The 12725-nt window shown below is 71.7% G+C and carries 6 protein-coding genes; 1 reads left to right on the top strand and 5 read right to left on the bottom strand.

The window, feature by feature from the left end:
* Window positions 1-24: 24 nt before the first annotated feature.
* From GTZ93_RS13695 to GTZ93_RS13680, 4 genes are all read right to left on the bottom strand, one after another.
* The gene (locus GTZ93_RS13695) at window positions 25-5625 is read right to left on the bottom strand and encodes a DUF6982 domain-containing protein (RefSeq protein ID WP_161662807.1); all 5601 of its coding nucleotides are present in this window, start codon (window positions 5623-5625) and stop codon (window positions 25-27) included.
* Between the two features lie 117 nt (window positions 5626-5742).
* On the bottom strand, window positions 5743-7113 hold the full coding sequence (locus tag GTZ93_RS13690) for a peptidase MA family metallohydrolase (protein ID WP_139922285.1): 1371 nt from the start codon (window positions 7111-7113) through the stop codon (window positions 5743-5745).
* 52 nt (window positions 7114-7165) lie between these two features.
* Window positions 7166-8383 (bottom strand): threonine ammonia-lyase, encoded by a 1218-nt coding sequence (locus GTZ93_RS13685; protein WP_120599429.1) that lies wholly within the window; start codon window positions 8381-8383, stop codon window positions 7166-7168.
* A gap of 87 nt (window positions 8384-8470) precedes the next feature.
* Complete coding sequence (locus tag GTZ93_RS13680) at window positions 8471-9700, bottom strand: Glu/Leu/Phe/Val family dehydrogenase (RefSeq protein ID WP_014399186.1); 1230 nt, start codon at window positions 9698-9700, stop codon at window positions 8471-8473.
* 68 nt (window positions 9701-9768) lie between these two features.
* Here GTZ93_RS13680 and GTZ93_RS13675 point away from each other — a divergent pair, with 68 nt between their 5' ends.
* Window positions 9769-10263 carry a helix-turn-helix domain-containing protein gene (locus tag GTZ93_RS13675; protein WP_120581008.1) on the top strand — a complete coding sequence of 165 codons (495 nt, stop codon included), beginning with the start codon at window positions 9769-9771 and terminating at the stop codon, window positions 10261-10263.
* 33 nt (window positions 10264-10296) lie between these two features.
* Here the strand turns inward: GTZ93_RS13675 and GTZ93_RS13670 are convergent, their stop codons facing one another.
* Window positions 10297-12720: a DEAD/DEAH box helicase gene (locus tag GTZ93_RS13670; protein ID WP_126936111.1), complete on the bottom strand. Its 2424-nt coding sequence runs from the start codon at window positions 12718-12720 to the stop codon at window positions 10297-10299.
* Window positions 12721-12725: the final 5 nt, after the last annotated feature.

The following is a 12725-nucleotide window of genomic DNA, read 5'->3' as shown; positions in this document are numbered from 1 at the left end:
CGGTGCCGCCCCCGGGGGTGACGCTCAGCCCTCGGCGACGGCCTGCACGCTGGCGCGGTAGATGAAGATGCGCGCGGTGTTGGTGCGGGTGTCGGCGGGGACGACGAAGAAGCCCGGGGTGGGGCCCTTGAAGTCCTGGGAGAAGCCGGCCACCTGGCGGCCGTCGTTGAAGGTGACGCGGATCTTCGAGCCCTCCGCCTGCGGCTGACGCGCGCCCGCGGCGAGCATGAAGAAGATGGCCTTCACGCGCTTGCCGGGGATGCGCTCCGGGGCGAAGCCGCTCTGCTGCTCCAGGGAGATGGTGTCCTCCAGGAGGTCCGCGTCGCGGATGGTGCCGCGCTTCACCTGTCCTTCGACGGTGTGGATGATGACGCGGTGTTCGCCTTCCACGAAGGAGTTGGCGGCGGACGTGAAGCCGGCCACCGGCGCTTCGAAGAGCGAGTCGTCCGCGGGGCGCAGGTGGTTGATGGCCACGGCCGCGGCCATGGCCGGCGCCGAGGGGGCCACGGGCGACGGGCTCCGGAGCGTCGGGCTCGCGGGGGCGGCGGGAGTCAGCCGGGCCACGGGCAGAGAGGGCGCGGGCGGCGGAGGGATGGCCGCGACGGGCAGGGCGGGGACCTCCTCGACGAGCTCGATGTCGGCCACGGGCTCGGACTCCACCTCCTCGACGTCGAGGGCGGGGGTGGCGTCGAGCTCCGCGTCCACGTCCACGGCGGGCTCTTCCCAGCCGGCGGACGGGGTGGGGGCGGTGATGTCGGTGAGGGAGACCTCTTCCTCGGCGACGGGCTCGCTCCACTCGGCGGCGGGGGCCGCGGGGGCCTGCCAGGCGGACGCAGCGGGGGCGGCGTCGGCCATCCACTCGGGCTGGGCCTCCTGGGGCTCGGCCCAGGAGGAGCGCGCGGCGGGGGCCTGGGGGGCACCCCATGCAGGGGCGGCTTCCTCGACCGGGGCGTCCCAGGGCTGCTGGGCGTCGGTGGACGGCTGGGCCCAGGCGGAGTTCGCGGAGGCGTCCTCGGTGGCGGCCCACTCCGACTGCGCGGCGGTGTCCGTGGCGGCCCACGGCTGATCCGCGCCCGGGGTCACGGCCTCCGTGGTCGCCCATTCGGGCTGCGCTTCAATGGGGGCTTCTTCAGCCGCGGCCCATTCAGGCTGCGCGACGACCGGCGTGGCGGCTTCCGTCGTGGCCCACTCCGGCTGCGCTTCGATGGGTGCCTCTTCGGCCGCGGCCCACTCCGGCTGCGCTTCGATGGGTGCCTCTTCAGCGGCCCACTCGGACTGCGCGGCGACAGGTGCGGAGGCTTCCGTCGTGGCCCATTCGGGCTGCGCTTCGATGGGTGCCTCTTCGGCCGCGGCCCACTCCGGCTGTACGGCGACGGGGGCGGCTTCCTCGGTGGCCCATTCGGGCTGCGCTTCGATGGGAGCTTCTTCGGCGGCGGCCCACTCCGGCTGCGCAGCGACAGGCGCAGCTTCTTCGGTGGCCCATTCGGGCTGCGCTTCGATGGGGGCTTCTTCTTCGGCGGCCCATTCGGATTGCGCGGCGACGGGCGCGGAGGTTTCCTCGGTGGCCCATTCGGGCTGCGCTTCGATGGGCGCGGCTTCTTCAGTGGCAGCCCACTCCGGCTGTGCGGAGACAGGAGCAGCGGCTTCCGTGCTCGCCCATTCGGACTGCGCGGCGACGGGCGCGGCTTCTTCCGTGGTCGCCCACTCGGGCTGCGCTTCGATGGGAGCTTCTTCCGCGGCGGCCCATTCGGGCTGCGCAGCGACGGGCGTGGCGGCTTCTTCCGTGGCCCACTCGGGCTGCGCTTCGATGGGCGCCTCTTCGGCGGCGGCCCATTCGGGCTGCGCAGCGACGGGCGTGGCGGCTTCTTCCGTGGCCCACTCGGGCTGCGCTTCGATGGGAGCTTCTTCGGCGGCGGCCCACTCCGGCTGCGCTTCGATGGGTGCCTCTTCGGCGGCGGCCCACTCCGGCTGCGCGGCGACGGGCGCGGCGGCTTCTTCCGTGGCCCATTCAGGCAGCGTCGCTACGGGCGCTGCTTCCTCGGTGGCCCACTCGGGCTGCGCTTCGATGGGGGCTGCCTCTTCGGTCGCGGCCCACTCCGACTGCGGTGCCGTGGGCTCGGCAGCTTCCGCTGCCTCCCACTCCGACTGCGCAGCGACCGGAGCGGCGTCGGCGGTGGCCCACTCCGGCTGGGCCTCGATTGGCGCAGCCTCCGGGGTGTTGTCGGTCGTCGCCCACTCCGGCTGCGCGGCGGCAGGCGTCGCGTCCGTGGTGGCCCACTCGGACTGCGCTGATACAGGCGCGGTCTCTTCCGTGGCCCATTCGGGCTGCGCTTCGATGGGGGCCTCTTCAGCCGTCGCCCACTCGGACTGCGCGGCGACGGGCGCGGTCTCCTCAGCAGCGGCCCACTCGGGCTGGGCCTCGATGGGAGCCTCTTCGGCGGCCCATTCCGGCTGCGCAGCGATGGGCGCGGCCTCCTCGGCTCCCCACTGCGGCTGCGTGGGAACGGTGGAGGTGCCTTCGGTGGGGGTCCATTCCGGCTGCGCGGCGACGGGCGCGGCTTCTTCCGTGGCCCACTCGGGCTGCGCTTCGATGGGCGCCTCTTCGGCGGCGGCCCATTCGGGCTGCGCGGCGACGGGCGCGGCTTCTTCCGTGGCCCACTCCGGCTGCGCTTCGATGGGGGCCTCTTCAGCGGCGGCCCACTCCGGCTGCGCTTCGACGGGCGCGGCTTCTTCCGTGGCCCACTCCGGCTGCGCCTCGATGGGGGCGGCTTCTTCCGTGGCGTTCCAGTCGGACGCCTGTGCCGGCTGCGCGGCGTCGGCCTCCGGCGTGGCCCATTCGGACTGGGCCTCGATCAGCGGAGCCTCTTCGGACGGGGGCGTCCATCCGCCCTGGGCATCCGCGACGGGCGCGGCCGTGGATGCGACCCACGCGGATTCGGCGGCCGGGGCATCCCACGCAGGCGCGGTGGGCTGTTCGGTCGATGCGGTGCCGGACCACGCCTGCGTCGAACCGGCTTCCTCCGCCGTGTCAGCGGAGGCGGCCCATTCAGGCTGGAGCTCGATGGGGGCGGCGGACTCCACGGCATCGGCGGCCCACTCGGGCTGGAGCTCGATGGCGGCGGACGCGTCCTGCAATCCCACGGTATCGGTGGCGTCCGAGGGCGCTCCCTCGGTGGACCACGACTGCGCATCCTGTCCCGAGGTGTCCCACGCCGAAGACTCTCCGGACTGCGCTTCGGCAAGCGACTCGGAGGCGGTGGCCAGCGGTACGGCGTCGTCGGCACTGCCGCTCAGCTCGCCCCACTGTTCCGATGCAGGGGCCACTTCGGCCGAGGGCTCGACATCGTCCGAGCCGAGCTCCAGCGTGTCGGCTTCGATGTCCGGACCGACCGGGATGCTGCGGATCCGCAGCGACGGAATGCCCGGCTCATTCGCGAACGGGGAGGGCGGCGGAGTGAGCTGCTGCTCCTCTTCGGCCCCCAGGTCGGCTACGTCGAAGGTCTGGGCCTCCACACCGGCCGCGACCGCCGAGGCCGCGCCGTCGTAGGACCCATCCGCGGCGCCTTCGTGAGCGACATCGTTGGCGTCGAGCGCGATTTCTTCGGCGGGCGTCTCCGCGCCAGCCTGCCACGTCTCGGCGGCGACACCCGACGGATCATTGGCCTGCCACTCCGTCGCGACGTCATCCGTGCCGAGCGTGATCTCCTCGGCGGAGGTCTGCACCGGCGCCGCGTTGTCGGCCTGCCACTCCGTCGCGACATCACTCGTGGCGCTGCCCGACTGCCAATCCGTGGCGACCTCGCTCGACTCGAGCGCGATCTCCTCGGCGGGCGTCCCGGTGGCGACGGCGCTGTCCGCCGTCCACTCCGTCGCCGCATGACCGGAGGCCAGCGCGCTCTCGTCGGTGGATGCGGCCGTGTCGGCCTGCCAGTCCGTGGCGACGTCGCTCGTGCCGAGCGCGATCTCCTCGGCAGGAGCTTCCGTCGCGTCGGCCTGCCACTCCGTGGCGACGTCATTCGTGCTCAGCGCGTCCGCAGCCGGAGCTTCACCCGCCGCCTGCCAATCCGTGGCGACGTCATTCGTGCCGAGCGAGATCTCCTCCGCCGCGGCCTCGCCGCCGGTCTGCCAGTCCGTGGCGACGACATCGTTCGTGCCGAGCGCGATCGCATCGGCCGCCGGAGTCTCACCCTCCGCCTGCCAGTCCGTGGCGACGTCGCTCGTGCTGAGCGGGATCTCCTCCGCCTCCGCGGTCGCCTGCCACGCAGCCTCGACCTCGGTCGTGCCGGTCGCCGAGGCTGCTCCACCGGACTGCCAGGCCTCCGCGCTGGCCGTCTCCGGCTGCCACTCCGTGGCGACATCGCCCGCATCCAGGGCGATCTCCTCCGCGGGCACTTCCGTGGCGCCGTCGGTCCACGCCTCCGCGATGTCACCCGCGCCGAGCGCGATCTCTCCACCGTGCTCCGGCGCCTCGGCGACAGGGGCCGCGTCCGTCCCCCACGCTTCCGCCGTCTCCGTGGCGACCGCCTGGGCCTCCTCCACGGCGGCTTCCACCGGCGCGGCGGGCTCCGCCGTCGCGACGTCGCTCCAGTCCCAATCCGAAGCCGTACCTTCGGCCGGCGCCGCCGGCTCCACCGCGAGCGGCGCGGTATCGAGCGCGCTGGCCCGGGACTCCTCGGACTCCACCGCCAGCGGCGCCGCGTCCCACGCCGCATCCACGGGCGAGAGGTCTTCGGCCAGCACCGCCTCGGCGACGGGCTCGGCCTCCAGCAGCTCCGCCTCTCCGACCGCGTGCTCCGCGGAGGCCAGCGCCTCCGCCATCGGATCCAGCCCGGACGCCGCCGGGGCCTGGGCCTCCGACTCGACCTCCATCGACAAGTCCGCGAACGAATCCTCCAGCGAGGGCTCCGGCTCGGCGGCGGCCACCGGGGGCGGCGTCTCCGTCGACAGCCCGGAGAAGTCCTCCTCGGCGCTCGTGTCCCACGTCGCCTCCGCCGCGGCAGGCGAGGTCGCCACGGGCGCCTGCGGCATCCACGGCGCGGGTTCACTCAGCGAGGGGATGTCGATGTCGTCCGTGCTGAGGTTCAGGCTGTCCGGTTCGGTGGGCGCCTGAGGGGCATAGGCCTGCGGATCCACCGGAGCCGCGTAGCCCGCCGCCGCGTTCGGGTCATACGCCGCGTTCGGGTCGTAACCCTGCTGCGCCCAGGCCGCCGCCGCGTTCGGATCATAGGCGGCGGCGTTCGGATCATAGGCCGCCGCGTTCGGGTCGTAGCCGGCGGGGTAGGCGTACCACTGGCCATCCTCGCCGTAGTAACCCTGGGCGTTCGGGTCGTAGCCAGCGGGGTAGGCGTACCACTGGCCGTCCTCGCCGTAGTACCCCTGGGCGTTCGGGTCGTAGCCAGCGGGGTAGGCGTACCACTGGCCGTCTTCGCCGTAGTACCCCTGGGGCTGCTGCTGCTCGGGCTGGGCCCACGCCTGGGCCGCCGCCGCGGTGTCCGCCGCGTCCTGGATGCCCAAAAGGCCGCGCAACTCGACCCAGCGAGCTTCCTCGACAGCGGACAGACTTCCCAGCTTCCGCTTCTCATCCAGGAAGCGGAACTCTCTCATCGCGGCGCGCGTATCGGACATCCGTCACCTTGCTGCGCCAGCGTCTTGGGGGGACCGCCGCAGCGAAAATCTTGGAGGGTCGCGAGTGTAGGGGACTCCCGCCAGGGGGTAAACCAATCCGCCACGCCCGACCGGCCGCTACCTCCCCGAGAGGGCGGTACGCACCGCCTGGTCCAGGCCGGCGAAGTCCTTCTCGTAGGTGGCCTTCAGGGCCTCCTGGAAGGAGTCGGCCTGGCCCGCCTTCTGGATGAAGTCCAGCAGTTTGTCCTGGCCCCCCAGCCGCACCAGCTCCCGCACCGCCATGGCGGATGTTCCGTAGGCGACTTCGGGCTGGGACATGGAGATGGGCGCCTGCTGGTCCATGTCCGAAAGCTTCGGCAGCCGCCCCTGCTTCGCCTGGGAGCGCATCACGTCGCGCAGGTAGCGCGGGGGGCCGTCCAGCCCCAGGTAGCGCCACTCGATGTATTCGGCCAGGCCCTCGTTGAACCAGCGGGGCAGGGCGCCGCCGCCGCGCGGGCAGATTTCGTCCACCGCCGCGTGCACGTACTCGTGGACCAGCGTGGCCTTCGTCGCCTGCGTCAGCTCCGCCGCGTCGTTCATGCGGATGGCGTCCTCGGAGTACAGGCCGGCCACCGCGGTCGCGTACCGGGCGCCCATGTGCGTGGCGAACTCGTCGCGCGTGTAGAGCACCACGTTCAGCTGCCGCTCGCGGGCCTTCCCCAGCGTGCGCTGGGTGAACTCATAGGCCTCGTCGAGCGCGGACACGACCTTGCCCTCGTACTCCGCGCGCTGGCCGAAGTCCCGGTCGCTGTTGAAGTAGCGGATGGCGAAGCGGCTGTTCTGGCGCACGCGCATGCCGTCCTTGCCCACGCCGGACTCGTAGCTCAGTCCCGCCGAACGGATCTCTCCGCCCGCGGTCGCCCTCGCCTGGCGCGTGTCCCCCGGGGAGGGCTCGCCGTTCATCCGCTGCTCCAGGCGCTCCGCCTCGCGCCGCGCGGCCCCTTCCTCCGACACCTGCGAGCGCGCCTGCGCCATCAGCTTCTTCGCCTCCGCGGCCTCCTTCGACTTCGCGGGCACCTGCTGCAGCGTGGTCAGCGCCCCCGCCGAGTCCTTGTCCTGCAATTGCAATTTGCCCAGTTCCAGCGCGAACGCGCCGTCCTTGGGGAAGTTCGCCAGGCCCTTCTTCAGCGCCTCCTCCGCGGCGGCCCGCTGATCCGTCTTCAGCGCGGAGCGCGCCAGGCAGCGCAGGCCGCCCGCCGTCTCCTGGAAGGCCACGGCGCGCTCGCCCAGCGAGTACGCCATCACCGCGTCCTCCGGGAGCAGCGCCTCGCAGCCCTTGAGCAGCGGGCCCGCCACGGACGGCCGCTGCGCCTCCGGGTAGGAGGCGGGGTCCGCGGCGGCGAACGCGAGGTACAGCTCCTCCCACTCCTTGTGGGCGGCCAGCTCCTTCGCCTTCTGCGCGGGAGGAGCGGCGGCGAGGAGAAGCAGGGCGATGAGGGGCGTGTTCATGGGTTTCCGGAGTATCGCCGAAGCCCCGAGCGCCCGCGCAAGCCTCCCCGCCCTACGTCCGGGCGACCTGCCAGCCCTGGGCCTCCAGCGCGGCCATCAGCTCCTGGATGTGGGCGTGCCCGGTGGTCTCCAGCATCACCTCCACCGTGGCCTCGCCCAGCCCCGCCTTGGAGAAGGCGCGGTCGTGGTGCAGGTCCACCACGTTGGCGCGCATCTCCGCAATCTGCGTGGTGAGCCGCGCGAGCACGCCGGGCCGGTCCGGCAGCCGCACCTCCAGTTGCACCAGGCGGCCCGCCTTCACGAGGCCCCGCTCGATGATGCGGCTGATGACGTTCATGTCGATGTTGCCGCCGCCCACGATGATGGCGACGCGCTTGCCCTTCGCCTGCGGAATCCGGCCGTTGACGAGCGCCGCCAGCCCCGCCGCGCCCGCGCCCTCCGCCACCGACTTCTCCTGCTCCAGCATCATCAGGATGGCGGCGGCGATCTCCTCCTCGTCCACCGTCACCACCGCGTCCACGTACTTGCGCACGTGCTCGAAGGTGAGGTCCCCCGGCACCTTCACCGCGATGCCGTCCGCGATGGTGGTGCCCGCGTTGGTGAGCTCCGTGCGCTTCCCCGCATCCAGCGACGCCTTCATGCTGGCGATGGTGGAGGCCTGCACGCCCACCACCTGGATGCGCGGATTCGTCTCCTTCAGCGCCACGGCCACGCCGGAGATGAGCCCGCCGCCGCCCACCGGCACCACCACCAGCTCCAGGTCCGGGCACTGCTCCAGCAGCTCCAGCGCGAGCGTGCCTTGGCCCGCGATGACGTGCGGGTCGTTGAACGGGTGCACGAACACCAGGTTCTCCGCGGCCTGGATGCGCAGGGCCTCCGCGTAGGCCTCGTCGTAGTTGGCGCCCTTGAGCACCACGCGCGCGCCGTAGTCATCGCGCGTGCGAGTCACCTTGATGAGCGGCGTGCGCTCCGGCATCACGATGGTGGCGCGGATGCCCAGCCGGCGCGCGTGGTACGCCACGCCCTGCGCGTGGTTGCCGGCGGAAGCCGCGATGACTCCGCGGCGCTTCTCCTCCTCCGTCAGCGTCAGCAGCTTGTTGAGCGCGCCGCGCTCCTTGAAGGCGCCGGTGCGCTGTAGGTTCTCCAGCTTGAAGTACACCACCGCGCAGTCGGTCTTCTCCGTGAAGTAGTCCGACGCGGGGCACGGCGTGGGGCGCAGCGCGGTGCGGATCCGTTCGCGCGCCGCCTGGATGTCCTGCAGGGTGACCATCATGGCCGGGCGTGTAGCGGAAGCGGGCCCCGCACGGAAGCGGTCCGGAGCCCCACGCCTGCCTGCCCACGTGCGCGGCGGGGTGCGTCAGATGCCGCGCAGCACCGTGGCCTTGCCCACCCGGCCAATGGCCAGGATGTAGGCGGCCGTCCGCATGGAGACCTTTCGCGAGCGTGCAATCTGCGCCACCCGGTCGTAGGCCTCCTTCATCGTCTTCTCCAGCTCCGCGTTGACGCGGTCCTCTTCCCAGGAGACGTGCTGGAGGTTCTGCACCCACTCCAGGTAGCTCACCGTGACGCCGCCCGCGCTGGCCAGGATGTCCGGCACCACGAAGATGCCGCGCTTCTCCAGGATGTCGTCCGCCTCCGGCTGGGTGGGGCCGTTGGCGCCCTCCACCACCAGGCGCGCGCGCACGCTGTTGGCGTTGTCGCGGGTGAGCACGTGGCCCAGGGCCGCGGGGATGAGCACTTCGCAGTCCGCCGCGAGCACGTCCTCGTTGCGGCACGGCGTGCCGCCGCTGAAGCCCGTGACGGTGCCGGTGCGCTTCACGTGCTCGAAGAGGGACGGCACGTCCAGGCCCGTGGGGTTGTACATGCCGCCCAGCACGTCGGACGCGGCCACCACCACGCCGCCGTCGCCCCAGATGAGCTGCGCGATGTGGCTGCCCACGTTGCCGAAGCCCTGGATGGCGAAGCGCGTGCCCTTCACCGGCATGCCCAAATCCCTCAGGATTTCACGGCACACGTAGAGCAGGCCGCGCCCGGTGGCGGCCTCGCGGCCCTTGGAGCCATACAGCTCCAGGGGCTTGCCCGTCACCACTGCCGGGGAGTGCCCGTGGTAGCGCGAGTACTGGTCCATCACCCAGGCCATCACCTGGGGGTTGGTGTTGACGTCCGGCGCGGGGATGTCCCGCGTGGGCCCGATGACGTCCTGAATCTGATCCACGAACTTGCGCGTGAGCCGCTCCACTTCCTTGAGGCTCATCTGCGCGGGGTCGCACGCCACGCCGCCCTTGGCGCCGCCGTAGGGCACGTTCACCACGGCCGTCTTCCACGTCATCAGCGACGCGAGCGACACGCACTCGTCCTGGTCCAGGGCGGGGTGGTAGCGCAGGCCGCCCTTCATGGGGCCGCGGCTGTTGTCGTGCTGGATGCGGTAGCCCAGGAACGTGCGGATCTCGCCGGAGTCCATCTCGATGGACACCTGCACCTTCACCTCGCGCAGGGGCGTGGCCAGGAGCGTCTCGATGGGCGTGCCCACGTCCATCACCCGCGCGGCCTTGCGGAAGTAGTAGTTGGTGCCGTCGACGGCGTTCATGGTGGGCTTCACTCCTGAGGACAGACGGAAAACCTTAACAGAAGCGGTGCGCTACGATGGGTGCGTCCATGCGCCCCCACTCCCCGGACGACAGCGACGCCGGCTCGTCCCTGCAGGGACTGGCGCGGCGGATCCGCACGTTGCGCGAGCGCCGGGGCCTCACCCAGGAGGACTTCGCCGCCCGGTGCGACATCTCCGTGAGCTTCGTGTCCCTGCTGGAGCGCGGCGAGCGCAACCCCAGCTACGACACGCTCCTCCAGGTCGCGGCCGCGCTGGAGCTGCCGCTGGGGGAGCTGTTCCGGCTGGAGGACGCGGAGGACGCGGGGGCTCATCGGCTGGTGGAGTGGGTGCGGCTGAAGAAACTGGGCCGGGACGACGTGGACCGTCTGATGGCCGTGGCGGAGGCGATGTTCAGCGGTGGGCCGGGCGCTTCGACTCCCCCGGCGAAGGAGGCCAGCGCGGCCTGCGCTTCACCGGAGTGCGGCCGGCCCGTGCTGGCCCGGGGGTTGTGCGTGGCGCACTACCACCGGGCCCGCAGGAAGAAGACGGCTCCGGAGCCTTGAGGGGGCCGTGAGCCCCCCGAAGGCGCGGAAGCACTACTTGCGCTTGGCGCGCTCCACCTTGAGCGTCTTGCCCTCGCCGTGCGGCTTGCCGTGGGTGGACTCGAAGCCCTCCACGTCCTCCTCCGCCACGAAGACATACGCGTACGTGGGGCGCAGGTCGGTGCGCAGCACCTTGCCCGCCGGAGCGCCCGCGGCCTCCAGCGCGGCGGTGACGCCCGCCTCGTCCAGGCCTTCCTGACGGCCCAGGCCCACCCACAGGCGCGCCTGGCCGGGGAGGTCCTGCAGGGACTCGTGACGGGGGCGGCGCTCTTCACGCTGGCCGCGCGGACGGTGCCGCTCCAGCTTCAGCGGCTTGTCGTTGTGCGCCTTGCCGTTGAGCGACTCGAAGCCCTCGGCGTCACCTTCCGGCACGTAGACGTAGCCGTAGGTGGGGCGGGTGAGGGCCTTGATGACCTTGCCCGCCGGGGCGCCCATGGCCTCCAGCGTGGCGGGCAGCTTCGCCTCGTCCATGCCGTCGTCCATGCCCAGGTTCACCCAGAGCTTCACCTCGCCGGGGCCCGCGTCCGGGGACGGGGGCGGGCGGGTGCTGGTGGTGTCGCGCTCGCTGCGCGGCTTGCTCTTCTCCACGCGCAGCGTCTTGCCGCCGTGCTGCTTGCCGTTGAGCGCCTCGAAGCCCGCGGAGTCCTCCTCCGCCACGAAGACGTACGCGAACGTGGGGCGCAACTCCGCGCGCACCATCTTGCCCAGCGGCGCGCCCGCGTCCTCCATGGCCGTGGCGATGCTGCCCGGCCCCAGGCCGTCCGCGGTGCCCAGGTTCACCCAGAGCTTCGTCTCGCCCGGGCCCGCCTCCAGCGCGGCGGAACCCGCACCCCGGCGCTCGCCCCGGTCCTCGCGGCGCGGCTCGTCGCGGCGCGGACGGCGCTCGCGGTCCGGGTGCTCGTCGCGGCGCGGACGTTCGGTGCGCTCGCCGCGCTCCTCACGGCGGGGACGCTCGCGGTCGCGCTCACGGTCGCGGTCCTTGCCCCGGCGCTCCAGCGGCTTCTTCTCCACCGGCTCGCGCTTCTCCGTCTCCCCGGCGGCCTGCGCCTTCTCCATGCGCAGGTGGCTGAAGTAGTACTTGATGAGGAAGGCGATGAGGTCGTCCGCGTCCGGGCGCTGCTTGAGCTGCGTGGCCAGGGGCAGGAAGCCCTCGAAGATGCTGGAGCCCATGCCCTCGCGCAGCTCACGCACGTGGCGCTCGGTCCACAGGTGCATGGCCTCTTCGGGCGCGGGCATCTCACGCATCTCGAACTTGATGCCGAACTTCTTCTCCAGCACGGTGAACGTCGCCAGCTCGCGCCCGGAGAAGAGGTTGATGGCCGTGCCCTTGTTGCCGATGCGGCCCGTGCGGCCCACGCGGTGCAGGTAGACGGCGGGGTCCTCCGGCAGGGAGTAGTTGATGACGTACTCCAGCCCGGAGATGTCGATGCCGCGCGCCGCGATGTCCGTGGCGACCATGAAGGCCACCTCGCCGCGCTTCACCTTGCCCATCACCCGCTCGCGCTCCTTCTGCGGCAGGTCTCCGTTGAGCAATTCCGCGTCGAAGCCGTTGCGGTTGAGCACCGCGGTCACCAGCGCCGTGTCATCCCGCGTGTTGCAGAAGATGATGGCGTTGGAGGGCTCCTCCTTCTCCAGGATGTAGATGAGGTTGCGCGGCTTGGGGAACTGATCCGACACGTCGTAGCGGATGTGGTGGATGTGCTCCACCGTGAAGACGTCGCCGGACAGCAGCAGCGTCTCCGCGTTCGTCGTGTAGCGCGCGATGAGGTTCTGGATGTCCGTGGGGACGGTGGCGCTGAAGAGCAGCACCTGGCGCGTCTTCGGAAGACGGTCGAGGATGCGGGTGACCTCCTCGTAGAAGCCCTGGTTCAGCATCTCGTCGGCTTCGTCGAGGATGGCGTGGTCGCAGCCGTCCAGCTTGAGGTTGCCGCGGTTGATGTGGTCGAAGACGCGGCCGGGGGTGCCCACGATGATGGGCGTGCCCTCTTCCAGCGCGTCCTCCTGCTGCTTCATGGAGGCGCCGCCGTAGATGGCCGCCACCTTCACGCCCTTGTACTTGGCCAGCGTGGTCAGCTCCTCCGCCACCTGGAGCGCCAGCTCGCGCGTGGGGCAGAGGATGAGGGCGCGCACGCGCTTCTCGTCCGCCGGAATCTTCTCCAGCAGGGGCAGGCCGAAGGCGGCCGTCTTGCCCGTGCCCGTCTTGCTGCGGACGATGAGGTCCTTGCCCGCCATCGCGGGGCCAAAGGCCTTGGCCTGCACGGGGGTGGGGCTGGTGTAGCCGCGCTCCGCCAGCGCGCGGCGGAGGGGCTCGGAGAGGTTCATTTCTTCGAAGCTGATGTCCGCGATGTACTCGCCGGGACGCGTCGTGGCTTCGTCAGGTGCCGGGGCTCCCGGCGTGGGCTCTTGGATGTCGCTCATCGGGC

The organism is Corallococcus exiguus (assembly GCF_009909105.1).
In the GTDB taxonomy this organism is placed as follows: Bacteria; Myxococcota; Myxococcia; order Myxococcales; family Myxococcaceae; genus Corallococcus; species Corallococcus exiguus.
Note: the sequence above shows the minus strand (reverse complement) of the source record. Positions and strands in the feature narration are given on the sequence as shown.